The sequence below is a fragment of the Curtobacterium sp. PhB172 genome (genome assembly GCF_003752545.1).
GTDB lineage: Bacteria > Actinomycetota > Actinomycetes > Actinomycetales > Microbacteriaceae > Curtobacterium.
This window is the reverse complement of the sequence record NZ_RKIF01000002.1, coordinates 1-23,728: the sequence shown is the minus strand read 5'-3', so window position 1 is coordinate 23,728 and position 23,728 is coordinate 1. Positions and strand designations below refer to the sequence as shown.

Here is a 23,728-nt window from a genome sequence, read left to right as displayed (position 1 = left end):
ATCCTCGCCACAGACCGCGCACGGCGCGGACCGGACTGGAGGCACGACATGCCCGAGCGAGGCACCGTCACCCTGGCCGACGTGGCCGAGCTCGCAGGCGTGTCGCTCGCGACCGCCTCGCGGGCGCTCAACGGCAGCACGCGGAAGGTCCGACCGGAGTCGGTGGACCGGGTGCAGGCCGCCGCCCACGAGCTCCGGTACACCGCCAACGTGCAGGCGCAGGCCGTCGCTCGCGGGACCACCACGACCCTGGCGCTCGTCGTCGGCGACATCGCCGACCCCTACTTCGCCGCGATCGCCGCGGGGGCGATCCGGGCTGCCGACGACGCCGGGCTCGTGGTGACGATCACCTCGACCGGCGGGGACCCTGCGCGCGAGGCCGCGGTGCTCGGCGTCGTCGCCGGACTCCGGCCGCGGGCCGTGGTGCTCGCCGTGAGCCGTCGGCTCGGTGTCGGGCAGACGTCGGGAGCGTCGGACTCCGCAGCTGCCGTCGGCGCACTCGTCGCCGCCGGTGCCGGGGTGTCCGCCCTCGTGTCCGACCTCGACGGTGCCGCGGCCGGGGTTCCCGGCGTGCACGGGGTCGTCATCCGGAACCTCAGTGGTGCCGCGGCCCTGGCAGGAGCGCTCGTCGAGCAGGGCCACGACTCCTTCGCCGTCCTGTCCGGCGACCCGGACCTGGCGACGGCGCACGCGCGGGTCGAGGGCTTCGTCGCAGGGCTCGCCGCGCACGGCATCCGGGTGCCCGATGACTCGGTGGTGCCGTCGGCGTTCACGCGCGACGGCGGGTACCAGGCGATGGTGACCCTGCTCGACCGGGCGGCCGGGGGCGCATGGGCGTTGCCGCGGTGCGTGTTCGCGGTCACCGACCTGATGGCGGTGGGTGCGGTCGCGGCGATCCGGGAGCGCGGGCTCGTCCCCGGGGTGGACGTCGGCGTCGCGGGGTTCGACGACGTGCAGATGCTCGCCGACGTCGTGCCGGCGCTCAGCACGGTGCGGCTCCCGCTCGAGGAGATCGGGGAGCGGGCGGTGCGGCGGGCCCTGGGGCTCGAGGCCGACGGGGCCATCGACGGCGAGGTCGTGCTGCGCGCGAGCACGGCGCGGTAGCGCGGCGCGGGCGGGCGGGCGCTCGGGTTTGGTGAGCAGAAAAGGTCGGGTCCGGCCCCGCCACTCGACCTTTTCTGCTTACTGAGTGCGGCGCCGGCGGCCGGTCGGTCGGGCTCAAGGGCGCGCGACACGTCGTGGGCCCGGCGCCGAGGTTCCACAACATGCCGCGGGTTTGGCGTCGAGGTTCCGCAGAACGCCGCCTGGCGCGCCGAGGTTCCGAAATCTCGCAACCTCGGATGGCGCGGTCGGGAGCGTCCCAGGCGGTCCCCATCGGCCACCGGCGGGTGGGGAACGTCGCACGACCCGCCGTCGCCCGGACGTCGAGGTTCCACAACATGCCGCGGGTTCGGCGTCGAGGTTCCGCAGCGTGCCGCTCAGAGCCCCGAGACTCCAAGATTTCGGAACCTCGGGCGCGGGCCGCCGCAGCCGCACCCGCAGTCGGACCCCGGCCGCGCGTGTGCGTTCGTGTTCGGGTACTACTGCAGCGCGCCGACCGTGGTGTACGGTTCCGGGCAAGCGCTTTCCACCACGCGGAGAGCAGGCCACAGCGAGCAAGGGAGCACGCGTTGACCACCACGCGCACCATCGGCATCATCATGAACGGCGTCACCGGACGCATGGGCTACCGCCAGCACCTCGTCCGGTCGATCCTGGCCATCCGCGAGGACGGCGGACTCCGGCTGCCGGACGGCTCCCGCGTGCAGCTCGAACCGATCCTGGTCGGCCGCAACGCCGCCAAGCTCGAGGAGATCGCCACCCGCCACGGCCTCGAGCACTGGACGACCGACCTCGACGCCGCCCTCGCGGACCCGCGCTGGGACGTCTTCGCCGACTTCGCCGTCACGAGCGCCCGTGCCGACGCCCTGCGCAAGGCGATCGCCGCCGGCAAGGCGGTCTACACCGAGAAGCCGACCGCCGAGACCTCCTCGGAAGCGCTCGAACTCGCCCGACTGGCCGCCGAGGCCGGGGTGCCGAACGGCGTCGTGCACGACAAGCTCTACCTGCCCGGCCTCCGGAAGCTCCGCCGCCTGATCGACTCCGGGTTCTTCGGGAAGGTCCTCAGCGTCCGCGGCGAGTTCGGCTACTGGGTGTTCGAGGGGGACTGGCAGACCGCACAGCGCCCGAGCTGGAACTACCGGCAGCAGGACGGCGGCGGGATCGTCGTCGACATGTTCCCGCACTGGAACTACGTGCTCGAGCAGCTGTTCGGCCGCGTCGAGTCCGTGTACGCCCGCGCCGTCACCCACATCGAGCAGCGCACTGACGAGCAGGGTCACGAGTACCCGGCGACCGCGGACGACGCCGCCTACGGGGTCTTCGACCTGGCCGGGGGCATCACAGCGCAGATCAACTCGAGCTGGGCGGTCCGGGTCGACCGCGACGAGCTCGTCGAGTTCCAGGTCGACGGCACCGACGGCAGCGCCGTCGCGGGACTGTTCGGCTGCCGGATCCAGCCACGAACGGCGACGCCGAAGCCGGTGTGGAACCCTGACCTGAAGGACGACCGCGACTACAAGGCGCAGTGGCTCGAGGTCCCCGACAACGAGGTGTTCGGCAACGGGTTCCGCGCCCAGTGGGAGGACTTCCTGCAGGACCTGGTCGCCGGCCGCCCGCACCCCTACGACCTGCTCTCCGGTGCCCGCGGCGTGGCGCTGGCGGAGGCCGGCCTGCGGTCCAGCACCGAGGGTCGACGCGTGGACCTGCCGGAGCTGCACCTGCCCACCGGGGCCGAGTCGCGCCTCCAGGTCGAGACGCCGGAGGTCGCCCAGCACACCGAAACGGTCGGCGCACGCGCATGACCGACCTCACCCTCCTCGCCGCCGACGGCACGACCAGCCGGACGACCCTGCACCCACCGGCAGTCACGGCCGCCGCCAAGCCGACCGCGCCCCTGACCGAGCGCCTCGTCTACGCGGCCGCCCACGTCGTCCCGCGCGCCGCCGCCGACAACACCCCCGGCGCCCCGGCCGACCTCGACTGGGACGCCACCCTCGCGTTCCGCCACCACCTGTGGTCGTGGGGTCTCGGCGTCGCCGATGCGATGGACACCGCGCAGCGGAACATGGGCCTCGACCCGACCGCGACGCGCGAGCTCATCACCCGCAGCGCCCGCGAGGCGCACTCCGTCGGCGGCCGCATCGTCGTCGGCGTGAACACCGACGACCTGCCGGACGACGGGGATGACCTGCCCACCGAGCAGCAGGTCGTCGACGCCTACGTCGCCCAGCTCCACCACGCCGAGGACGCCGGCGCCGGCGTCGTCCTCATGGCGAGCCGCCACCTGGCCCGACTCGCGCAGCGCGCAGACAGCGACGGCCCCAGCAGCAACGCCGCCGCCAGCACCTACCGACGCGTCTACGGCCGGGTCATCGAGCGGGCGAGCGCCCCCGTCGTCCTGCACTGGCTGGGGGAGGCCTTCGACCCCGCCCTCGCCGGCTACTTCGGCGGGCAGCAGGGCCCCGACACCGTGCTCGACATCATGCGCGACGCCGGGCCGAAGGTCTCCGGCATCAAGATGAGCCTGCTGAACGCCCGCGCCGAGGTCGCCCTCCGCTCCCAGCTGCCAGCGACCGCCCGGATGTTCACCGGCGACGACTTCCACTACGTGGACCTCGTAGCAGGTGACGGCCGAGCCCACTCCGACGCCCTCCTCGGCGCCTTCGCCGCCATCGCCCCCATCGCCTCCGCCGCCGTCCAGGCCCTGCCCGACGAGACCGCCTACCGCACCCTCCTCGCCCCCACCGAAGCGTTCTCCCGCCACGTCTTCAGCGCCCCCACCTGGCACTACAAGACCGGCATCGCGTTCCTCGCCTGGCTGAACGGCCACCAGCCCGCCTTCCAGATGGTCGGCGGCCAGCACGCCGGCCGCTCCCTGCCGCACCTGTCCGAGACCGTCCGGCTCGCGAACGCCTGCGGCGCCCTCGAACACCCGGACCTCGCCGCCTCGCGCTGGCACGCGCTGCTCACGGTGGCCGGCGTGGAGACACGGCCGACCGGGAAGCCCGGATCACCCACCGTCGACCGCACCGTCGCCGAGGTGGTCGCGTGACGACCGCGGCGGACGCCGTCACGGCGGTCCGGACCGCCGGCGCTGCGCCGCATCCGCGGCTGTCGGTCAACCAGGCGACGATCAAGTGCGCGCCGCTCCGGCAGGCGCTCGACACCGTGGCGGGGGCCGGCGTCGGAGCCATCGGCACCTGGCGGGAGCCCGTGGCCGAGGTCGGTCTCGCCGAGGCCGTCCGGATGGTCGCGGACTCCGGGCTCCGGGTGTCGTCACACTGCCGCGGAGGCTTCTTCACGCTCCCGCCAGGCACCGCGCGGCAGCGGGCGCTCGACGACAACCGCCGGGCGATCGACGAGACCGCCGCCCTCGCCGCGGCCGGAGCACCCGGTTCGGCGCCCGTGCTCGTGCTCGTCGCCGGGGGACTGCCCGAGGGGTCACGCGACCTGGTCGACGCCCGGGGCCGGGTGGCCGATGCGCTCGCCGACCTGGTGCCGCACGCCCTCGACGCGGGGGTCCAGCTCGCCGTCGAGCCGCTGCACCCGATGTACGCGGCAGACCGTGCCGTGGTGTCGACGCTCGCGCAGGCGATCGACCTGGCGGCGCCGTTCCCGGCCGCTGCCGTGGGGGTCGTGGTCGACACGTTCCACGTGTGGTGGGACCCGGCACTCGCGGGGTCGATCGCCCGCGCCGGGGCTGCCGGGCGGATCGCGTCGTACCAGGTGTGCGACTGGACCACCCCGATCGCGGCGGACCCGCTGCTGTCGCGGGGCTACCCGGGGGACGGCCACGTCGACTTCGGGCCGGTGACGGACGCGGTGGTCGCTGCCGGCTACGCCGGTGACGTCGAGGTCGAGCTCTTCAACCAGGCGATCTGGGACACCCCGCCCGCCCAGGTGGTGGCGCGTGTCGTGCAGGCGTTCGACACCGCGGTGCCGCTCCCGCGCTGACCGTCCGGCGCTGACCGTCCGGCGCTGCACCGTCCCGCGCTGCAGCCGTCGTCAGCGCGCCCGGCGGACCAGCACCACGCTGTCGAGGACCTCGTGCGGATCGCCGTCGGGAGTCGTCGCGGTGCGCGGCCGGAGTTCGGCGGCGACGACGTCCCACGAGCCGTCGAGCTGCAGGGCCGTCAGGTCCTCGTCGGGCGTCGGGAACCGGTACTCCCGCATCTCTGCCGGCAGGTCGTCGTGCGGAGGGGCAGCGTGCGCGGTCACGAGCAGGTACCCGCCGACCGCGACGAACCCGGTCGCCCGGTGCAGGATCTCCGCGCGGGGGATCTCCACCGGCCACGACTGCAGGAACGACGCCGTCACCAGGTCGAAGCGCGCAGCCGTCTCCCACGTGGCGAGGTCGGCGGCGACGAACGCCGTCCGTTCCTCGACCCCGGACGAAACGGACGCCCGCGAACCGCGCTCGATCGCCGTCACCGACAGGTCGACACCGAGTGCGTCCCAACCCTGCTCGGCGAGCCAGACGACGTCGCTGCCTTCACCGCAGCCGAGGTCGAGCGCACGCCCCACCGGCAGCACCCCGGCGACGTCGGCCAACACCGCGTTCACCCGGCCCGACCAGATCCCGTCCCGCTCGGCGTACCGCTGCTCCCACCAGTCGCGGGCCGAGGCGGTGGGGGAGCCGCCGCCATCGGTGGTGGTCTCGTGTGCATGCATCCGCCCACTCCAGCGCACCCGCCGGGCCCGACCCAAGCGGTGTTGCCGCCCCGGCAACGTCGCACGGTGCGAGGCGGACCCGCACCGCGCCTCCCGGCCGCCCGATCGTGAGCAGAAGATGTCGGGTCGCCGTCACGGACCCGACCATTTCTGCTCACGAAGCGCACGCGCCGAGCCCGCCCCGCCCCCGCTACTCGGCGGGAGGGATGGGCTCCGCGTTCTCGATGCGGGCGCTCGCCGTGGCCATGTGCTCGTCCATCGCCCGCTGCACGGCGGGCACGTCGCCGGCCCGGAGCGCCTCGTAGATCGCGCGGTGTTCGTCGTAGGCCGCCTCGGTGGCCTGGCGGGTCTGCACGCGGCGACCGACCCACACGCTGAGCATCGAGCGTAGGCTCTGCAGCAGGTCGCCGAGCACGTCGTTCCCCGCGGCCCGGGCGAGCAGGACGTGGAAGCGGACGTCGGCGTCGATGAAGGCCTCGGGGTCGTCGAGCGTGGCCTCCTGCCGGACGAGGTACTCGCCGAGCTCCGCGACCTGCTCGGGCGTGGCGCGCTGCGCGGCGAGGATCGCGACCGTGCGCTCGAGCGACGACCGGACCTCGAGCAGCTCGCGGGTGCGGTTCGAGGCGAGCATGAGGCCCCACGACAGCGTCGTCGGCAGCAGGTCCGAGGTGCCGCCCTGCAGGTACGTGCCCGAGCCGGGCCGGATCTGCACGATGCCCAGGATCTCGAGGGCCGCCAGGGCCTCGCGCACGGCGGAGCGGCCGACCCCGAGCCGTTCGGCCAGGATCCGCTCGGACGGCAGCCGCGAACCGGGCGCCAGCTCGCCCGCGGTGAGCAGGGACACGAGCTGTCGGGCGACCTCGGAGGCGGGCGAACCCGCGGGCACGGACTCGAGTTCGAGTCGGATGTTGAGGGGGTCGTCCGGGCTGAACGCGGGCATGCAGCGAGCGTACCGTTCGGTCAACCGGTTGGGCTTCGAGGCACTCGGGATGGTTTGGTCAACCGGTTGACAAGTCGGATTCGAATCCGCACACTGGACCAGGCGCACCGATGCGCCCGCTCCGTCCGAGCGCAGCAGCACGGGTCGGAGTCGTACCACCCCCACCGAGCAGGAGTCATCGTGGACATCCCCGCCACGCGAGGCATCCCCACCTCGGTCGTCGAGAAGACGGCCATCCGCAAGATCGCGATCCGCATCGTGCCGTTCGTGGCACTGATGTTCTTCATCAACTTCCTCGACCGCACCGCGATCTCCTTCGCGGCCCCGAACGGCATGGAGGCGGACCTCGGTCTGACCGCCGCCCAGTTCGGGTTCGCCTCCGGCGTGTTCTTCATCGGCTACCTCGTGCTCGAGGTGCCCTCCAACCTGGCGCTGCACAAGTTCGGCGCGCGCATCTGGCTCGCGCGCATCATGATCACGTGGGGCATCGTCTCGCTGCTCTTCACGTGGGTGCAGAACTACCCGCAGCTCGTCGGGCTGCGCTTCCTGCTCGGCATCGCCGAGGCCGGCTTCTTCCCCGGCGCGATCCTGTTCCTGTCGACGTGGGTGCCCGCCCGGCACCGCGGCAAGATGCTCGCGCTGTTCTACCTGGCCCAGCCCCTGACGAGCGTCATCGGCTCGCCGCTCGCCGGCTGGCTGATGACCCACGAGGGCATGCTCGGCGGCCTGGCCGGCTGGCGCTTCATGTTCCTGTGCGTCTCGGTCCCGGCGATCATCGTCGGCGTCCTGTGCCTCTTCGTGCTCAAGGACAAGCCGTCGCAGGCGAAGTGGCTCGACGAGGACGAGAAGGTCTGGCTCGAGACGACGCTCGCTGCCGAGAGCGCCGCGAAGAGCGGGGGAGACGGGCACGCCAAGGGCGGTCTCCGTGCGGCCTTCGGTTCCGGTCGCGTCTGGATGCTCGCCGCGGTCTACTTCGGCTTCATCTACGGCCTGTACGCGCTGAGCTTCTTCCTGCCGACCATCATCGACGGCTTCCAGGAGCAGTTCGGCACCACGTTCGACCTGTTCCAGAAGGGCATGATCACGGCGATCCCGTACGTCCCCGCCGCGGTCGTCCTGTACTTCTGGTCGCGTGACGCCTTCCGCCGTGGCGTCCGGGTCTGGCACATCGCGGTCCCCGCGCTCGTCGGTGGCCTGAGCATCCCGGTCGCGCTCTACATGAACAGCCCGGCCGCCACGATCGCCGTCATCGCGGTCACCGCCTGCGCGATCTTCGCCGCGCTGCCGAACTTCTGGACCGTGCCGACGCAGTTCCTGACCGGTGCCGCCGCTGCCGCGGGTGTGGCGCTCATCAACACCATCGGCAACCTCGGCGGGTTCGCCGCCCCGTACATCACGGGCGTCGTCAGCGGGTGGACCGGCGGCTACCAGGTCCCGATGTTCATCGTCGGCTTCTTCATGGTGCTGTCGAGCGTGCTCATGTTCGTGCTCGGTCGGAACACCAAGCGGAACGAGCGACGGAACGCCGACGCTGCGGCGCAGGCCACGACGACCACGACCCAGGAGAGCCACGCATGACCCGCCTGTTCAACGACCCGGCCGACTTCGCCGACGAGATGGTCGACGGGTTCGTGGCCGCGAACCAGGCCCGGGTCCGCAAGGTCCACGGCGGCGTCGCCCGCTCGACCACCAGCCCCGAGGGGACCGTCGCGCTCGTCGTCGGCGGTGGCTCCGGCCACTACCCGGCGTTCGGCGGCCTCGTCGGGCACGGCCTGGCAGCCGGCGCCGCGATGGGGAACCTGTTCGCCAGCCCGAGCGCCCAGCAGGTCACGGCGGTCGCGAAGGCGTCCGAGCACGGCGGCGGGGTGCTGCTGAGCTACGGCAACTACGCCGGCGACGTGCTCAACTTCGACGCCGCGGCGCGGGCACTGGCCGAAAGCGGGATCGACGTCCGCACGGTGCGGGTGACCGACGACGTCGCCTCCGCCCCGAGCGACGAAGCCCACAAGCGCCGTGGCATCGCCGGTGACCTCTGCGTCTTCAAGGTCGCCGGTGCCGCGGCCGAGCAGGGCCGGACGCTCGACGAGGTCACGGCCGTCGCCGAACGTGCCAACGACCGCACCCGCAGCTTCGGCGTCGCGTTCTCCGGCTGCTCCCTGCCCGGAGCCGACGAACCGCTCTTCACCGTCCCCGAGGGGCGGATGGCCATCGGGATGGGCATCCACGGCGAACGCGGCATCGCCGAAGCCGACGTCCCAACCGCGTCCGGCCTGGCCGACCTGCTCGTCGACAAGCTGCTCACCGAGCTGCCATCCGGTGTCATCGTCGACGGGGCACGCGTCGTCCCGATCCTCAACGGCCTGGGCAGCGTCAAGTACGAGGAGCTCTTCGTCGTCTTCGGCGCCGTGCAACGCGGGCTGGCGGCGGCCGGCGCCGTCGTCGTCGAGCCCGAGGTCGGCGAACTCGTCACGAGCTTCGACATGGCCGGCGTCTCGCTGACGCTCTTCTGGCTCGACGACGAACTCGAGCAGCTCTGGGCCGCCCCAGCCGACAGCCCCGCGTACCGCAAGGGCGGTGCCGTCCCGCAGCAGCCGGTCGCACCCGAGGCCCTCGCCGCGGACGAGCAGGCACCGGTCACACCCGGCACCGAGGCGTCGCAGGCGTCCGCCGCCCGGGTCGCCGAGGCGATCACGGCCATCCGCACCACCATCGACGACCACGCCGACGAGCTCGGTCGCATCGACGCCGTCGCCGGCGACGGCGACCACGGCATCGGGATGCAGCGCGGCTCCACCGCCGCGGACCGCGCCGCTTCCGACGCGGTGACGCGCGGCGCCGGCGCCGGCAGCGTCCTGGCGATCGCCGGAGACGCCTGGTCCGACAAGGCCGGTGGCACGTCCGGCGCGATCTGGGGAGCCGCCCTGGAGGCACTGGGTCGCGTCCTCGGCGACGCGTCACGTCCGACCGCCGCCACGGTCCAGAGCGCGGTGCACGCCGCCACCGAGGCGGTCCTCGCGTTCGGCGCCGTCCCCGGCGACAAGACCATGGTCGACGCGATCGTCCCGTTCGACCAGGTCCTCACCGACCGCGTCGCGGCCGGCGACGACCTGGTCCGTGCCTGGTCGGCCGCGTCCGCCGCGGCGACGGCGGCCGCCGGCGCGACCGCCGACCTGCTGCCGAAGATGGGCCGCGCCCGCACCCACGGCGAGGACGCGGTCGGCACCCCCGACGCCGGCGCGATCTCGTTCGCCCTCATCACCGCCGCGGTCCTCGCGACGCTGGCCGAGAAGTAAGGAAGCCCCCCATGACCGAGCAGCAGTTCCGCATCGTCGTCGGCTCGGACGACGCCGGGTTCGACTACAAGGAGATCATCAAGGCCGACCTCGCGAAGGACCCGCGCGTGGTCAGCGTCACCGACGTGGGTGTCGACGCGGACGGGCACACCGCGTACCCGCACGTGGCCGTCGACGCAGCGCGACTCGTCGCGAACGGCGAGGCAGACCGCGCGATCCTGATCTGCGGCACCGGCCTCGGTGTGGCGATCGCGGCGAACAAGGTCCCGGGCATCCGGGCCGTCACGGCGCACGACTCGTTCAGCGTCGAGCGTTCGGTCCTGTCGAACGACGCCCAGGTCCTGTGCATGGGCCAGCGCGTCGTCGGCGTCGAGGTCGCCCGCCGGATGGCTCGCGAGTGGTTGGGCTACACGTTCGACGCTTCCTCCGCCAGCGCGTCGAAGGTCGCCGCGATCTGTGCCTACGACGGCTCGGCCCCGGTCGGGACCGACGCCTGATGCCGGCGACCACGGCGGCGGCCCCGATCACGATCGGGGTGTCGCTCAAGATGTACTTCGGGCACGCCCGGACGCTCGAGTGGGCGGCCGCCGTGGCCGACATCGCCCGGACCCACCCGGCGGTGCAGTCCGGCGCCGTCGAACTCTTCGTCATCCCGACGTTCCCCTCGCTCGTGCCGGTGCACGCCGTGCTCGAGCGCACCCCGGTGCTCCTCGGCGCGCAGGACCTGGCATGGGCCGACGAGGGTGCCTTCACGGGTGAGGTGTCCGGCCGCGAACTCCGCGAGGTCGGGGTCGACCTGGTCGAGATCGCGCACGCCGAGCGTCGCTCCCTGTTCCACGAGACCGACCAGGACATCGCCGGCAAGGTGCACGCCGCCTTCCGCAACGGCCTGCGTCCCCTCATCTGCATCGGTGAGACCGACCGCGCGGCCGACGGCGACCCGTCCGCTGCCGTCGCCGAGGTCACCGCGCAGCTCGACCGCTTCGTCGCGACGGCCGTCGCCGACGGGCTCGCCGGACCGGTCATCGCCGCCTACGAGCCGGTCTGGGCCATCGGCGCCCCGCAGCCGGCGCCCGACGAGCACATCGTCGCGGTCCTGGCCGGCATCGAGCAGCACCTGGCGACCCGGCCGGAGCTCGCCGGCTCCGTCGCGATCTACGGCGGCAGTGCCGGTCCAGGCCTGCTGACCCGGGGTGCCGGACGCATCGGCGGCCTGTTCCTCGGCCGCTTCGCCCACGACCCTGAGGCGATCCGCACGATCCTCGACGAAGCCGAGGCGCTGGCCGCGACGCAGGACGGAGCACCGGCATGACCTCCCTGCTCGGCCTCTCCACCTACGCCTACTTCTGGCGCATGTCCGACCGCGTCCCGTCGCCGATGTCCCTCGACGACGCCCTGCGCGACGCCGCGTCGCACGACGGCGTCGACCTGTTCCAGATCTGCGACCACTTGCCGCTCGACACCGCGACCGACGAGCGCCTGGCCTCGATCCGGTCCCTGGCCGCCGACCTCGGTCTCGCGCTCGAGGTCGGCACCCGCGGCACCCGGCCGGAGCACCTCGCCCGGTACCTGCATGTCGCGCAGCAGCTCGGCGCAACGCTCGTGCGGAGCATGTGGACGAGCGGCGACGACCAGCCCCACGCGGCCGAGAGCGAACGACGCCTGCGGCAGGCGCTCCCCGCCTACGAGCGCGCGGGCGTGACCCTCGCGCTGGAGACCTACGAGGTCGTCGCCACCGCCGACCTCGTCGCGGTCGTCCAGGCGATCGGCTCCGACAACCTCGGCATCTGCCTCGACCCGGCGAACACCGTCGCACGGCTCGAACACCCCGCCGACGTCGTCGCGCTGACCGCCCCGCACGTCGTCAACTGGCACGTCAAGGACTCCGCCTTCACCCGCTCACCGGGCTGGGTCGGTTTCCAGTACACCGGCGTCCCGATGGGCACCGGGGTCCTCGACCACGACGCCGTCCACGCCGCGCTCGAGCCGGACACCCGGGGGATCAACCGCGTCATCGAGTTCTGGCTGCCGTGGCAGGACGAGCACGCGGGCGCCGAACCGCTGCCGGGGGAGCCCCCCGCACAGACCACCACCCGCATCGAAGCGGCGTGGACCGAACACACCATCGAGTACATCAGGAGCAAGGAATCATGACCGACACCGTCACCACCCCCCACACCGTCGCTGCCGGATCCGGCACGGCCGACGTCACCGTCGCCGTGATCGGTGCCGGCGGCAAGATGGGCACCCGCGTCTCGAACAACTTCGCGAAGAGCGAGTACACCACCCTCTACAGCGAGGCCTCGCCCGCCGGCCAGGAGCGCATCCAGGCCCTCGGCCGCGAGATCACCGACAGCCTCGACGCCGCGAAGGCCGCCGACGTCGTCATCCTCGCCGTCCCGGACGTCCTGCTCGGCACCATCTCCGAGCAGCTCGTCCCCGTCATGAAGTCAGGCGCCAGCATCCTGACGCTCGACCCCGCCGCCGCCTACGCGGGTCTCCTCGCCAAGCGCGAGGACATCCACTACGCCGTAGCGCACCCGTGCCACCCGTCGGTGTTCCTCGAGCGCACCACCAAGGCCGAGTGGGACGACACCTTCGGTGGCATCGCCGCCCCGCAGGAGGTCATCGCGGCCTTCGACGCCTCGGAGTCGCTCGGCGACGAGGGCGACCGTGCCAAGGCCGTCGCCGAGGCCGTCATCACCACGATGTACGCCCCGGTCATCCAGGTGCACTGGGTCACGGTGAAGCAGCTGGCCGTGCTCGAGCCGACCCTGGTCGAGACGATCGCCTGCATGATCGGCGACTTCCTCAACGACGCCCTCGAAGAAACGGTCACCGGTGTCGGCGTGCCCCGCGAGGCCGCCCGCGCCATGCTCTACGGCCACACCTGGATCGCGCTGACCAACGGCCTGCGCGGCTCGAACCCGTTCTCCGACGCCTGCCACATCGCGATGGGCTACGGCCGCGAGAAGCTCATCAAGGAGGACTGGAAGCAGGTCTTCGACGACAGCGAGCTCGACAGCGTCATCGCGAAGATGCTCAAGATCGACGCCGTCCGCCGCTGACACCCGTCTGATCCGCCGAAGCGACAGATTCCCGCCGACCATCAGCGGGAATCTGTCGCTTTGCCGGTACTCACCGCCCGCCTCGGGGGCCCCAGGCCTCGGCGAGGGTGATCGAGGCGACCCCGGGCACCGTCAGCGCCTCCACCGACGCCGCGAACCACGCCCGCGCCACCGCCGAGTGCTGCGCCGGATCGGTCGCGTCCGCCACGAACTGCGGCCCGTACCCGGCCTCGATCGTCGTGTCGGTCACGACGGGGCGCGCGGAGGTCGCCACCGCGTTGAACCGTGGCCGCAGCGTCACCGGTCCGACGTGGAGCGCCCTGCCGGCGGCCAGCCTGGAGGCGCTCATCACCACCCAGCGCTGCATCCGGATCGACTCGGTCACCTGTTCGGGCGACCGGTCGTGCATCTGCGGCGTCACGCTGAAGGTCAAGGGCCCGTCCCAGTCGCGGAACAGGTCGACGGTCCGGTTCAGCTCCGTGAAGTGCGCGCGCGTGCCCGCGACGACCTCGAGGTCGCCGGCAGCAGCCGCGGCGTCGCGCAAGGCCTGCTGCAGCGCCGGGGTCGTCACGTGCGAGGACGGGTCGAACGCCCCGATGCGGACGACCGGCCCGCCCGCGAGCACGTCGTCGATCGCGGCGCGCAGCCGATCCGGGTCGTCGGTGACGAACCGGACGTCGAGCGGCGCACCACCCGCATCGCGCCGAGCTGACGCCAGCACCGCCCCGAGGTTCGGATCGCCGAGCACGGGTTCGACCAAGACCGGCAGGTCGAGCGGCACCGCGGTCGGGCGCGCAGCCGCCGGGGCCGAGGCAGCGAGCAGCTGGAGCGTCGGCGGCGGGGCGACCGCGGCGGTGGGAGCCGGCCCGTCCAGGAACGCGAGGTCCGGGGCGGGGGCGGCCGTGCCTCCCGGTCGATCGTCCGTCGTCGCGCGCAGCGTGAGCGACTGGTGGACCACGGAACCCGCGTCGAGCGCGACGGGGAACGGCTCGGACAGCGGCGTCGAGTAGGTCTTGAACGAGGCGTCGGTCCAGTTGCGCTGGTCCTCCGTCTCGAACACGTCGCCGGCCAGGTCGAGCGTCAGCGCGACCCGACCCGTCGACCAGTCCAGCCCCGACAAGTCGGCGGCCGGCTGGTGCGGCGCGATCCAGGTCGGGAACGCCGCCTCGGTGGCGGTGCCGGACGGGTGGCGCGCGGTGACGGGCACGCCGGCGAGGGTCGGCGGGTGCAGCACGACCAGGCCGATGCGGTTGCGGCGGAACGGCGTCGTCGTGGTGCCGGTCGCGTCGACGCGCAGGGTGGGGCCGTCGACGGTGACCTCGAGGGTGTACCGGAGCACTTCAGTGTCGTCGTAGCGGGCGCTGGCCTCGATGCGCAGGCGCCCGCGGCTGGCCGTGCCGGAGGGCAGCGTCCGAGCGAGCACGGTGTCGTCGGCGGTGCGCCAGTCGTGGTCACGCGTCACGAAGCGGATCGCCCGCAGCACCGGTTCGCCGTCGTACGCCAGGTCGGCGAGCTCGGCACCGCGCAGCGTGAACCGCCACGCACCGATCGACACCGCAGTCATGGCTCATGACTACCACCGGTCAACCGGTTGGGCAATGATGGGTCCGTGGAGCGACGACGCTCCCAGGACGGAGCTCCCGCATGACCGCACGACTCGACCACAGGACCGCACTCGTCACGGGGGCGGGCTCCGGCATCGGCCGTGCGATCGCGGACCGGTTCGTCGCCGAGGGCGCACGCGTGGTCTACGCCGACCGTGACGCGACGGCGGCGGGCACCGCAGCAGCGGCAGCCGGCTCGCTCGCGCTGCCGCTCACCGTGGACATCGCCGACGAGGCCAGCGTCGCGGCCGGGTTCGCCGCCCTCGCGGAGCGCGACCTGACGCCGGACGTGGTCGTCGCGAACGCCGGCGTGCAACTGTTCGGCCACGACGCCCGGGTCGCGGACGTGTCGCTCGACACCTGGAACCGCACGGTCGCGGTGAACCTGACGGGCACGTTCCTGACGGTGAAGCACGCCGTCCGGGCGATGCTCGCGGCCGGCGGCGGCGGGTCGATCATCGCGACGGGCTCACCCACCGGGCTGAACGGCGAGGGTGCGGAATTCGCGGCCTACTCGTCGACCAAGGGCGGCATCCACGCGCTCGTCCGTGCGACCGCGATGGCCTACGCGCGGGACGGCATCCGGGTGAACACCGTCGTACCGGGCTACACCGAGACCGGCCTCGTCTCGGCGATCTCCCGCGACCCCGGAGCGCGGGCCGCGATCGTCGCCCGCACGCCCCTCGGTCGCCCGGGGACCCCCGACGACGTCACCGGCATCATGGTGTACCTCGCCAGCGCGGAGTCGTCCTACGCGACGGGCGCCGAGTTCCGCGTCGACGGTGGCATGACGAGCCTCTGACCGCGGCGTTCCGCGAAAGCGACAGTGTGCCCCGAACGGTTCGCGGCACACTGTCGCTCTTGCGGACGTGACGGCACGCGGCCGACGAGATCTGTCGCCTTCGCAGGACGCACCTGCACCCCGACCGGGAGGCCCGGCGCAGCCCCGTCAGGCCGGCGTGCGGTGGGCGAGCAGCGCGCCCAGGGCCGCGGCCCCGCCCGCAGCGTCCGGCACCGTCACCATCCGTGCCTGCCCACCGCGGAGCCGTGCCACGAGGCCCGGCCCCGACCGCACCACGTAGGCGACCCCACGGCCGGAGAACCGGTAGCCCCAGCCACCCCACTGTCCGGGCGAGACGTCCTCCCACCCGCAGGACTCGATCCGCTCGAGCGGGACGCGCATGAGCGGGATGCGGGTCCACGTCGAGGTCAGTCGCATCCCACGCCGGTCCACGGTGAGCTCGACCCGGGCGAGCACCAGTACTGCGAGCCCAGCGACGACCAACACCGCTCCGGAGGCGACGGCCGTACCGAGGTCGGCCGGAGCCATCGCGAGACCCGTGCCGATCCCGAGTCCGACCACGACGGCCCCGAGCGCCGCGAACCAGCGACTGCCGATGCGGGCGCGCCACGCGACCCGTGTGTGCGACCCGATGCGCAGCGGTTCGACGTCGTGTGCCGGCACCGGGGGAGCCGTCCGGACGAGCGCGACGACCGGCACCGCGGCGATGACCGCGCTGACGGCCAGGAACGGCACGGTCCACCAGCCGGACAGCGTCCCGTCGCCGACGGTGTTCGTCGCGGCGAGCACGATCCAGGCGGTGCCGAGGCTGCCGGCGAACAGGTTGGCGACGAGCACCAGGGTGGCGGCGGTCCGGCGGTCGGGCATCCGCAGCGCCGCGAACGCCAGGGCCACGGCGCCGGCGGTCACCGCGAGCGTGATCCAGAACACCGGCCAGGGCGAACTCCAGCCGTCGGCGGTGCCGTCGGCCCCGAAGTGGACGGCCATGCGGTCCGGCAGGCTCGGTGCGGCGACGAGGGCCGCGACCACCAGGGCCAGCGACACCGCCGTCCCGGGTGCCACCACCGCCAGGCGAGTCCTCGCGTGCATCGGTCGGTTCGTCATCGTGCCCCCTTGATCATCGTGAACAGGTCGTCGAGCGGGACCCCGAGCGTGTCGGCCTGGTCGCGCAGCTCGTCCACGAGCGTGCGCAGCCGGTCGAACGACGCGTTGCCCGATCGCAAGACCGTTGCTCCGCGACCCCGCCGTAGTTCGATCAGTCCGTCGTCCTGCAGCTGTGCGTAGGCGCGCAGCACCGTGTGCATGTTGACGTCGACCGCGGCGGCGAGGTCGCGCGCCGACGGCAGGCGTTCCCCGCTCGCGAGGTCTCCGCGTGCGATCGCGTACCGGATCTGTGACGCGACCTGTTCGGCGAGGGTGGCCCGTGCGGTCGGGTCGACGGTGATCAACATGTTTGCATTGTATGCGAACAATCCCGCTGGCGCGAGGGTCCTCGTGGCGCGCTCTCCGGCCTTTGGCCATGGAACGCAGGCCCCCGTCCGGGGGTACGGCGTCCGGGTACTTTCGGCTGCAGCGAACCACTCGCGATTCAGGGAGAAAACCACGATGACGAACTACGAATCCGCCGACGGGGTGGAGCCCGTCCAGGTCACCACCTACCGTCTCGTCCGCAAGGCCGCCCGACGTGGTTGGGCCGTGCCCACCGACGAGGCCGAACCGTCCCTCGCCGACCTCGTGAGCACCCGCGGCTCCGCGCGCCCCGAGGCCCGCTGACCCCGCCGCCGACGCCGCACGGGGGCCAGCAGTATCGTCGGCCCATGCCCCCTTCGACCCGAGTGGTCACCCGTGGCGTCGAGGTCGGGACCCGAGGCTCCGACACCGGCGTCCCCGTACTGGTCCTGCACGGCAGTCCCGGTGGCATCGACGTCGCCGAGTTGATGGGGGCGTTCCTGCCGTCCGAGGACTTCCGCGTGGTCACGGTCTCGCGACCGGGCTACCTCGGCACTCGGCTCGACGCCGACCACTCCACGATCGACGACGAGGCCGACCAGCTCGCCGGGGTCCTCGACGCACTCGGCATCGACCGGGTCGGTGTGCTGGCCTGGTCCGGTGGTGCTCCGGCCGCGTACCGACTGGCGGTCCGCCACCCGGAGCGGACCAGGGCGCTCGCCGTCGCCTCCGGGGTGTCCGGTCGCTGGGTCCCCGGGTCGGCGGGACCAGCCGAACGACTCGTGACCGACACGGTGTTCGGCGCCGGTCTGGCGTCGGCCGCTGCGCGCATCGCCCCGGCTGCCGCGGCACGCGCTGCGGTGGCCGGCGTGAGCACCCTGCGTGGTGGGGCCCTGCGGGAACACGTCGCCGGCGTCCTGGCCGACCCGGTGCGGCGGGCGTTCCTGCTCGGCCTCGCCCGCACCGGCAACGCGTCCGGACCCCGACGCGCCGGCTGGGACAACGACGTGCGCCAGCTCGCGGCCGTCCAGTCGCTCGACCTCGGCGCCGTCCGGGCCCCGACGCTCCTCGTGCACGGCGACGCCGACACCGAGGTCGTACACGACGACAGCGCCCGCGCTGCCGAGACGATCCCCGGCGCCGAGCTCGTCACGCTGCCAGGTGGCACGCACTTCGCGCTCTGGGACCACCGCGACGCCGCCGCAGTGCAAGCACAGATGCGCGCACACCTGCAGCAGCACTGACCACCGGGTCGCCCGCTTGCTCACGATCCGGTATCGACGAGGTCTCGATCTCGACACGACGCCCCGTGCGTGACCACGGCGCTGCCACGATGGCAGGTATGGCTTCCCTCCGACTCGCGCTGCCCGTCGTCGCCGGTGCGCTGCTCGCGTCCCTCGCCCTGTCCGGCTGCTCCGCCGACGCCTCGTCGACACCGGCGCCGACCTCGTCGAGCGCTCGGTCGGCGGACGCAGCGGTGGACGCGCCGGCGGCGTCCCCCGCGGTCGACCCGATGGAGGAGGACCGCAGCGCCGCGGCCGTCTGCGGGCAGATCAGCGCGCTGTCGACGATCGCCCTGAACGCCTCGGACGGTCGTTCCCGCGGTGCCCTGACCGATGCGCAGTACGAGGCGCTGATCGCGGCGGAGCGCTTCGGGTACGAGCACCTGTCGAGCAGCGACGAGCGGCTCGACAACGCGATCGACTACGCGCACGAGTACCTCGACGCCCACCCGGCACCCACGTCGGGTCCGGCGCTCGAGGACAGTGCGGAGTGGGACCTCGTCGGGCGCACCCTGAACACCGCGTGCCAGCAGGCCGGTTCGAACGTGGTCGCGACCGCTCAGTCCGGCGGCTGATCGCGACTCGTCCGGCGGCCAGAGCGCACCGGGGCACCACGGGCACCAGGGTCACGCAACGGTCGCGGCCCGCTCGACCGCACCGACCAGCGCGTCCAGCGCCCGGTCGAGCTCCGGCGCCGTCACCGCCCCGTACCCCAGCACGACCCCGGCCGGCGTGCTGCCCGGAGCCATCCCGTACTCCTCGAGCGTCGAGACGAGCACGCCGGCACCGGCCATCCGCGCTGCGACCTCCTGCCCCGTCGCCGGACACGACCACACGACCACGGCGTGCAGTCCGCCGGTCAGCGCACGGGCCTCCAGTCCGGCGACGCCGTCGAGCCGCGCCGCGATCCGGGCGCGACGATGCGTGTAGTCGCGCCGGACCCGGCCGAGGTGCCGGCGGAGCGCACCGGTCCGGAGCAGGTGCGCGAGCGCGACCTGCACGGGCTCGGCGACGACCGCGCCGCGGGCACGACGGGCGGCGAGCACCGCGTCGGCGACCCCGGCCACGGATCCGGTCCCGACCGGCACACCAGCCGTCGCGGGCAGCACGACGTAGGAGCAGCGCAGCCGTGGGTCGAGCGTCTTCGAGAACCCGCCGACGTGCAGCACCACCCCCTCGGCGTCGAGCGCCGCGAGTGCGGGCACGGGGGTGCCGCGGTGCCGGAACTCCGAGTCGTAGTCGTCCTCGACCACGAGCGTGCCGGTCGCCGCAGCCCAGGCGAGCAACCGCTGCCGTCGCGCCACCGGCATCACCGAGCCGAGCGGGTACTGGTGCGTCGGCGTGACGAGCACGACGTCGACCGGCGGTGCGGCGGTCAGGGCGTCGAGGTCCATCCCGTCGTCGTCGAGCGGGATGCCGATCACGGTCCCGCCTGCGCTGAGCACCGCACGCTGACCGGTCCGGTACCCCGGGTCCTCGACCGCGAACACGGGGGCGCGACCGAGGTGCACGCGGAGCGCCTCGGTGACGAGCGACAACGCCTCGGAGGTCCCTGCGGTCAGCAGCACCCGGTCGACCGACGGGGCGAACCCGCGGCTCAGGCCGAGCTGTGCGACCACCTGCGCTCGGAGCTCCACCGTGCCGAGGGGGTCCGCGACGGCGTTCCGCAGTGGGGCGTCGGCCGCCGCCCGCCAGGCCGCGCGCCAGTCCCGCTGCGCGATCGCGGTGACGGCGGGGACCCCGGGGCGGCAGTCGATGACCCGGGCGGCGGCTGACGCTGATGCCTCAGCTGACGCCGCAGCTGGCGCACGCGGGTCCGTCGCCGGCAGCAAGTCCCCGACTCCCACGCCGCCGGTGCCAGCCGACGCGACGACCCGCGCCACCGCACCGTGCCGCGTCCGGATCCAGCCCTCACCGTCGAGCTGGTCGTACGCGGCGACGACCGTGCCGCGTGCGACGCCGAGCTCGGCCGCCAACGCACGGGTCGAGGGCAGCGGATCGCCCTCGCGCAGCGTGCCGTCGTGGACCATCTGCCGGATGCGTGCGACGACCCCTGCGGTCTTACCGGACTGGTCCACCACGATCACCTCGATCTGGTCCACACACTGGACCACTGTCGAACCTAGCGTGGCCCGCATGAGCACCCCGAACCCCGCCGACGGCCCCGACCTGCGGGTCCGCCGGATCCGCGAGCGCCAGTCCGACGACCCCGCCGTCCTCCGGGCGATCCTCGCCGAGGCCCACCTCGCCCACGTCGGGTTCGTCCGCGGCGGCCACCCGATCGTGCTGCCCTTCCTGTGCGGCGTCGGCGACCTCGGCGCCGGCCCGGTCCTGCTGCTGCACGGCTCGACCGGCGGCGGCCTGTTCCTCGAAGCAGGGGCCACCGGCGTGCAGGTCGCAGCGACGGTCACGCACCTGGACGGGCTCGTGTTCGCCCGTTCGACCTTCGACAGCTCCGCGAACTACCGGAGCGCGATGATCGCGGGCGCCGCGACGGTCGTGCCGCCCGAGCTCCGCACCGAGGCGCTCTGGCAGGTCTCCGACCACCTCATGCCCGGCCGCCGCGACGAGGTCCGCGAGATGACCCCGAAGGAGGTCCGCGCCACCCAGGTCCTGCAGCTGCCCCTCGACCGCGCGAGTGTGAAGGTCCGGTTCCAGGGCAACGGCGAGGCCGCGGACGACGGCGAGGACCACGCGGTCTGGGCCGGCGTGCTGCCGCTCGCGGTCCGCGCTGGCGTCCCGGTACCGGGGGACATCTCGGGGGACGCCCCGGTCGACGCGTCCGTCGTGGCGCTGGCGGCTCGCCTCGACCGCCTGTCGTCCGACCGGGAGGCCCGGATCGCCGCCGTCATGCGGGTCGCGTCCGTCTGAGGCCGGGTCCGCGGACCCCTGGGCGCGGATCCGCCGCATCTGAGCGACCTGCGAGGATCGCCCGTTCCTGTGACGAGCCGCAGGAACACTCCGGGACTGCCCAGCCTCGATCCGCCCCGTGACCAATACGTTACTTTCCGGATCGCCCAGCGGTCCCGACCCGGAAGGATCCATGGGACGCCACGCCCTGCCTGCAGCAGCCGAAGACCGACAGCCCTCGCGAGCGACCCCGCACACCGCGGTGGAACCCGCCCCGGCGTCGCCGCAGCCGCAGCCGTCCCGTCCCCGTGGTCGTCGCTCGGCCCTCGGTCCCGCTGCTGCCCGGGCCACGTTCGTGGAGCACCCGAAGCCGACCCGCACCGTCCGGATGCAGCCGCGTCCGCTCCCAGTCGCTTCGAGCGCCGGTGCCGCCGTCCTGAGCCGGAAGGCCGTCCTGCGTGCCGAGCGGGCCGTCGACCCGCGGCACATCCGCCGCGCCGCGAACGCCAAGCGTGCCGCGATCCTGCTCGCACCGGCCATCGCCGTGACCTCGAGCCTGACCCTGGCCGTGCCGGCGAACGCGGCGACCCCGGTCGAGACGCAGCAGGGCACGACGACCTCGCAGGCCGCGCAGACCTTCACCGTGGCGCACGACGTCAAGGTCCCCGTCGTCACGACCGACGGCATGACCACCACGACCACGGTCGTGTCGTACCCGACGCTCGACCTGCGCTTCGGGGTGACGACGGCCCAGGCGCAGTCGGCCCTGTCGGCGGCGTTGTCCGCCGGCGGCGACCGCGCCACGATCGTCGAGACCGCACTGCAGTACATGGGGGACCCGTACGTCGAGGGCGGCGCGAGCCACGAGGGCATCGACTGCTCCGGCCTGACGATGGTCGCGTACGCCGCGGTCGGCATCCCGCTCGTGCACTACGTCCCGACGCAGGACGCCGCGGCGACGACGATCCCCGAGTCCGAGGCGCTGCCCGGCGACATGGTCGTGTACGACGACGAGGACCACGTCGGGCTCTACCTCGGCCAGGGACTCGTGCTGCAGGCACCGCACCCGGGCGAGGTCGTCGACATCGTGCCGATGTACTCGGCCGCGCACCACTTCGCGCGCCTGCTGCCCGCCGGCAGCTGACCCGACGCAGGCGGGGCCGTCGACGGTGACCATCCCGGCCACCGGAGGGTCCGGCACCGACGTGTCACGGGCCTCCCGTATCCTGGCCTGATGGCTTCCGACACCCGTACCCCGTTCGAACAGCAGCAGTCTGCTCGTCCGCAGGTGCGCCCGCGCACCGAGGGCTGGAAGCAGGCGACCGACACCGACGGCCGTCCGCTGCTGCAGTTCGCGTCGCCGAAGCGCGGCAAGCCGCCCGTGCACCTGGCCGACCTGACGGCCGAGGAGCGCGAGGCCCGCGTCAAGGAACTCGGGCTGCCGGGCTTCCGCGCGAAGCAGCTCGCGACCCACTACTTCACGCACTACACGTCCGACCCGGACAAGATGACCGACCTGCCGGCCGCCCAGCGTGAGCAGCTCGTCGCCGGGATGCTGCCACCCCTGCTGACCGAGACGCGGCGGCTGGCGACGGACAACGGCGACACGATCAAGTTCCTGTGGAAGCTGCACGACGGTGCCCTGGTCGAGTCGGTGCTCATGCGGTACCCGGGTCGCATCACGCTCTGCGTCTCGTCGCAGGCCGGTTGCGGCATGAACTGCCCGTTCTGCGCCACCGGCCAGGCAGGACTGACACGCAACATGTCCACCGCCGAGATCATCGAGCAGATCGTCCGGGCCAACGCGGCCATCGCGGCGGGGGAGCTCGGGGGCGATCCCCGCAAGGGCGGCAAAGACCGCGTCGACGCCGAGCGCGTGACGAACATCGTGTTCATGGGCATGGGGGAGCCGCTCGCCAACTACAAGCGGGTGATGGACGCCGTGCGGTTGATGGTCGCGCCGCAGCCGAACGGCCTCGGCATGAGCGCCCGCGGCATCACGATCTCGACCGTCGGGCTGGTGCCCGCGATCCTCAAGCTGGCGGACGAGAACATCCCGGTGACCTTCGCGCTGTCGCTGCACGCCCCGGACGACGAACTCCGCGACGAGCTCATCCCGGTGAACTCGCGCTGGAAGGCCGACGAGGCGATCGACGCCGCGCACAACTACTACGTCAAGACGGGCCGCCGTGTCTCGATCGAGTACGCGCTCATCAAGGACATGAACGACCACGCCTGGCGCGCGGACCTGCTCGCCGAGAAGCTCAACAAGCGCGGCAAGGGCTGGGTGCACGTCAACCCGATCCCGCTCAACCCGACGCCGGGCTCCGTGTGGACCTCGTCCGAGGTGCACGTGCAGGACGAGTTCGTCCGCCGGCTGAACGCCGCGGGCATCCCGACGACCCTGCGCGACACCCGCGGCAAGGAGATCGACGGGGCCTGCGGGCAGCTCGCTGCAGCGGAGTAGCTCCGCCGCCGACGGGGACTCCAGGGCCGACACGCCCGGGAGGAACCACGGTTGGCGAGGCCCCCGGGGCCTGTGTAGTGTTACCTCTCGTTGCCACGGCGGCGGAGAACGGAACGGCTGAGACGGTCACTGGGTTTACCCGGGGATCTTGTCCGCCACGGTTCTTCCCCGGGCAGCGGATTCACCAGCCTCTCTGGCGG

At 73.0% G+C, this 23,728-nt stretch carries 23 protein-coding genes; 17 read left to right on the top strand and 6 right to left on the bottom strand.

Annotated elements, in window-relative coordinates; all coding sequences use genetic code 11:
• The first annotated feature begins 48 nt into the window (after window positions 1-48).
• From EDF42_RS00770 to EDF42_RS00755, 4 genes are all read left to right on the top strand, one after another.
• Window positions 49-1,104 carry a LacI family DNA-binding transcriptional regulator gene (locus EDF42_RS00770; protein WP_123671198.1) on the top strand — a complete coding sequence of 352 codons (1,056 nt, stop codon included), beginning with the start codon at window positions 49-51 and terminating at the stop codon, window positions 1,102-1,104.
• A gap of 596 nt (window positions 1,105-1,700) precedes the next feature.
• Window positions 1,701-2,903, top strand: a complete 1,203-nt coding sequence (locus tag EDF42_RS00765; RefSeq protein ID WP_123671219.1) for a Gfo/Idh/MocA family protein — start codon at window positions 1,701-1,703, stop codon at window positions 2,901-2,903.
• A complete protein-coding gene (locus tag EDF42_RS00760) occupies window positions 2,900-4,153 on the top strand; it encodes a DUF993 family protein (protein ID WP_123671197.1) in 1,254 nt (417 codons plus the stop codon). The genes EDF42_RS00765 and EDF42_RS00760 overlap by 4 nt, the downstream gene beginning before the upstream one ends.
• On the top strand, window positions 4,150-5,055 hold the full coding sequence (locus EDF42_RS00755; protein ID WP_123671196.1) for a sugar phosphate isomerase/epimerase: 906 nt from the start codon (window positions 4,150-4,152) through the stop codon (window positions 5,053-5,055). The genes EDF42_RS00760 and EDF42_RS00755 overlap by 4 nt, the downstream gene beginning before the upstream one ends.
• A gap of 51 nt (window positions 5,056-5,106) precedes the next feature.
• On the opposite strand, the gene EDF42_RS00750 is transcribed toward EDF42_RS00755, so the two are convergent.
• A complete protein-coding gene (locus tag EDF42_RS00750; protein ID WP_123671195.1) occupies window positions 5,107-5,772 on the bottom strand; it encodes a bifunctional 2-polyprenyl-6-hydroxyphenol methylase/3-demethylubiquinol 3-O-methyltransferase UbiG in 666 nt (221 codons plus the stop codon).
• Between the two features lie 190 nt (window positions 5,773-5,962).
• On the bottom strand, window positions 5,963-6,712 hold the full coding sequence (locus EDF42_RS00745) for a FadR/GntR family transcriptional regulator (protein WP_111086527.1): 750 nt from the start codon (window positions 6,710-6,712) through the stop codon (window positions 5,963-5,965).
• Window positions 6,713-6,892: 180 nt separating this feature from the next.
• On the opposite strand from EDF42_RS00745, the gene EDF42_RS00740 reads away from it, so the two are divergent.
• From EDF42_RS00740 to EDF42_RS00715, 6 genes are read left to right on the top strand one after another with little or no spacing between them, the layout of a single operon-like run.
• Window positions 6,893-8,290, top strand: a complete 1,398-nt coding sequence (locus EDF42_RS00740; protein WP_123671194.1) for an MFS transporter — start codon at window positions 6,893-6,895, stop codon at window positions 8,288-8,290.
• A complete protein-coding gene (locus EDF42_RS00735; protein ID WP_123671193.1) occupies window positions 8,287-10,005 on the top strand; it encodes a dihydroxyacetone kinase family protein in 1,719 nt (572 codons plus the stop codon). The genes EDF42_RS00740 and EDF42_RS00735 overlap by 4 nt, the downstream gene beginning before the upstream one ends.
• Before the next feature lie 11 nt (window positions 10,006-10,016).
• Window positions 10,017-10,502: a ribose-5-phosphate isomerase gene (locus tag EDF42_RS00730; protein WP_123338388.1), complete on the top strand. Its 486-nt coding sequence runs from the start codon at window positions 10,017-10,019 to the stop codon at window positions 10,500-10,502.
• Window positions 10,502-11,317: a triose-phosphate isomerase family protein gene (locus EDF42_RS00725; RefSeq protein ID WP_123671192.1), complete on the top strand. Its 816-nt coding sequence runs from the start codon at window positions 10,502-10,504 to the stop codon at window positions 11,315-11,317. Before EDF42_RS00730 ends, EDF42_RS00725 begins: the two co-directional genes overlap by 1 nt.
• Window positions 11,314-12,159, top strand: coding sequence for a sugar phosphate isomerase/epimerase (locus EDF42_RS00720; protein ID WP_123671191.1), 846 nt, complete (start codon window positions 11,314-11,316; stop codon window positions 12,157-12,159). Before EDF42_RS00725 ends, EDF42_RS00720 begins: the two co-directional genes overlap by 4 nt.
• Window positions 12,156-13,073: a phosphogluconate dehydrogenase C-terminal domain-containing protein gene (locus tag EDF42_RS00715; RefSeq protein ID WP_051596643.1), complete on the top strand. Its 918-nt coding sequence runs from the start codon at window positions 12,156-12,158 to the stop codon at window positions 13,071-13,073. Before EDF42_RS00720 ends, EDF42_RS00715 begins: the two co-directional genes overlap by 4 nt.
• Before the next feature lie 70 nt (window positions 13,074-13,143).
• On the opposite strand, the gene EDF42_RS00710 is transcribed toward EDF42_RS00715, so the two are convergent.
• Complete coding sequence (locus tag EDF42_RS00710; protein ID WP_123671190.1) at window positions 13,144-14,637, bottom strand: hypothetical protein; 1,494 nt, start codon at window positions 14,635-14,637, stop codon at window positions 13,144-13,146.
• 80 nt (window positions 14,638-14,717) lie between these two features.
• Between EDF42_RS00710 and EDF42_RS00705 the strand changes: the two genes are divergently transcribed.
• Entirely contained in the window at window positions 14,718-15,479 is a 762-nt protein-coding gene (locus EDF42_RS00705) for an SDR family NAD(P)-dependent oxidoreductase (protein WP_123671189.1), read from the top strand.
• Window positions 15,480-15,626: 147 nt separating this feature from the next.
• On the opposite strand, the gene EDF42_RS00700 is transcribed toward EDF42_RS00705, so the two are convergent.
• Together EDF42_RS00700 and EDF42_RS00695 are read right to left on the bottom strand one after the other, a co-directional pair.
• Window positions 15,627-16,568 (bottom strand): DUF1648 domain-containing protein, encoded by a 942-nt coding sequence (locus tag EDF42_RS00700; RefSeq protein ID WP_123671218.1) that lies wholly within the window; start codon window positions 16,566-16,568, stop codon window positions 15,627-15,629.
• 11 nt (window positions 16,569-16,579) lie between these two features.
• The gene (locus EDF42_RS00695) at window positions 16,580-16,930 is read right to left on the bottom strand and encodes a GntR family transcriptional regulator (protein WP_111086536.1); all 351 of its coding nucleotides are present in this window, start codon (window positions 16,928-16,930) and stop codon (window positions 16,580-16,582) included.
• 154 nt (window positions 16,931-17,084) lie between these two features.
• On the opposite strand from EDF42_RS00695, the gene EDF42_RS18770 reads away from it, so the two are divergent.
• The 3 genes from EDF42_RS18770 (at window position 17,085) to EDF42_RS00685 (ending at window position 18,786) form a co-directional block, all read left to right on the top strand.
• Entirely contained in the window at window positions 17,085-17,252 is a 168-nt protein-coding gene (locus EDF42_RS18770) for a hypothetical protein (RefSeq protein WP_159572230.1), read from the top strand.
• A gap of 44 nt (window positions 17,253-17,296) precedes the next feature.
• Complete coding sequence (locus EDF42_RS00690) at window positions 17,297-18,172, top strand: alpha/beta fold hydrolase (RefSeq protein ID WP_123671188.1); 876 nt, start codon at window positions 17,297-17,299, stop codon at window positions 18,170-18,172.
• 98 nt (window positions 18,173-18,270) lie between these two features.
• On the top strand, window positions 18,271-18,786 hold the full coding sequence (locus EDF42_RS00685) for a hypothetical protein (RefSeq protein WP_123671187.1): 516 nt from the start codon (window positions 18,271-18,273) through the stop codon (window positions 18,784-18,786).
• A gap of 51 nt (window positions 18,787-18,837) precedes the next feature.
• On the opposite strand, the gene EDF42_RS00680 is transcribed toward EDF42_RS00685, so the two are convergent.
• A complete protein-coding gene (locus EDF42_RS00680; protein WP_185040696.1) occupies window positions 18,838-20,313 on the bottom strand; it encodes a PLP-dependent aminotransferase family protein in 1,476 nt (491 codons plus the stop codon).
• Window positions 20,314-20,347: 34 nt separating this feature from the next.
• Here EDF42_RS00680 and EDF42_RS00675 point away from each other — a divergent pair, with 34 nt between their 5' ends.
• From EDF42_RS00675 to rlmN, 3 genes are all read left to right on the top strand, one after another.
• A complete protein-coding gene (locus EDF42_RS00675) occupies window positions 20,348-21,082 on the top strand; it encodes a pyridoxamine 5'-phosphate oxidase family protein (protein WP_123671185.1) in 735 nt (244 codons plus the stop codon).
• A gap of 172 nt (window positions 21,083-21,254) precedes the next feature.
• Complete coding sequence (locus tag EDF42_RS00670; protein ID WP_123671184.1) at window positions 21,255-22,205, top strand: C40 family peptidase; 951 nt, start codon at window positions 21,255-21,257, stop codon at window positions 22,203-22,205.
• Between the two features lie 90 nt (window positions 22,206-22,295).
• Entirely contained in the window at window positions 22,296-23,528 is a 1,233-nt protein-coding gene (gene rlmN, locus EDF42_RS00665) for a 23S rRNA (adenine(2503)-C(2))-methyltransferase RlmN (RefSeq protein ID WP_111086542.1), read from the top strand.
• Window positions 23,529-23,728 lie beyond the last annotated feature (200 nt).

Coding starts and splice junctions, on each gene's coding strand:
- EDF42_RS00695 (WP_111086536.1), bottom strand. CDS start 16,930: ATGTTGATCACCGTCGACCCGACCGCACGGGCCACCCTCGCCGAACAG.
- EDF42_RS00735 (WP_123671193.1), top strand. CDS start 8,287: ATGACCCGCCTGTTCAACGACCCGGCCGACTTCGCCGACGAGATGGTC.
- EDF42_RS00690 (WP_123671188.1), top strand. CDS start 17,297: ATGCCCCCTTCGACCCGAGTGGTCACCCGTGGCGTCGAGGTCGGGACC.
- EDF42_RS00705 (WP_123671189.1), top strand. CDS start 14,718: ATGACCGCACGACTCGACCACAGGACCGCACTCGTCACGGGGGCGGGC.
- EDF42_RS00760 (WP_123671197.1), top strand. CDS start 2,900: ATGACCGACCTCACCCTCCTCGCCGCCGACGGCACGACCAGCCGGACG.
- EDF42_RS00700 (WP_123671218.1), bottom strand. CDS start 16,568: ATGCACGCGAGGACTCGCCTGGCGGTGGTGGCACCCGGGACGGCGGTG.
- EDF42_RS00670 (WP_123671184.1), top strand. CDS start 21,255: ATGGGACGCCACGCCCTGCCTGCAGCAGCCGAAGACCGACAGCCCTCG.
- rlmN (WP_111086542.1), top strand. CDS start 22,296: ATGGCTTCCGACACCCGTACCCCGTTCGAACAGCAGCAGTCTGCTCGT.
- EDF42_RS00710 (WP_123671190.1), bottom strand. CDS start 14,637: ATGACTGCGGTGTCGATCGGTGCGTGGCGGTTCACGCTGCGCGGTGCC.
- EDF42_RS00720 (WP_123671191.1), top strand. CDS start 11,314: ATGACCTCCCTGCTCGGCCTCTCCACCTACGCCTACTTCTGGCGCATG.
- EDF42_RS00745 (WP_111086527.1), bottom strand. CDS start 6,712: ATGCCCGCGTTCAGCCCGGACGACCCCCTCAACATCCGACTCGAACTC.
- EDF42_RS00750 (WP_123671195.1), bottom strand. CDS start 5,772: ATGCATGCACACGAGACCACCACCGATGGCGGCGGCTCCCCCACCGCC.
- EDF42_RS00770 (WP_123671198.1), top strand. CDS start 49: ATGCCCGAGCGAGGCACCGTCACCCTGGCCGACGTGGCCGAGCTCGCA.
- EDF42_RS00725 (WP_123671192.1), top strand. CDS start 10,502: ATGCCGGCGACCACGGCGGCGGCCCCGATCACGATCGGGGTGTCGCTC.
- EDF42_RS00730 (WP_123338388.1), top strand. CDS start 10,017: ATGACCGAGCAGCAGTTCCGCATCGTCGTCGGCTCGGACGACGCCGGG.
- EDF42_RS00715 (WP_051596643.1), top strand. CDS start 12,156: ATGACCGACACCGTCACCACCCCCCACACCGTCGCTGCCGGATCCGGC.
- EDF42_RS00675 (WP_123671185.1), top strand. CDS start 20,348: ATGAGCACCCCGAACCCCGCCGACGGCCCCGACCTGCGGGTCCGCCGG.
- EDF42_RS00765 (WP_123671219.1), top strand. CDS start 1,701: ATGAACGGCGTCACCGGACGCATGGGCTACCGCCAGCACCTCGTCCGG.
- EDF42_RS18770 (WP_159572230.1), top strand. CDS start 17,085: ATGACGAACTACGAATCCGCCGACGGGGTGGAGCCCGTCCAGGTCACC.
- EDF42_RS00685 (WP_123671187.1), top strand. CDS start 18,271: ATGGCTTCCCTCCGACTCGCGCTGCCCGTCGTCGCCGGTGCGCTGCTC.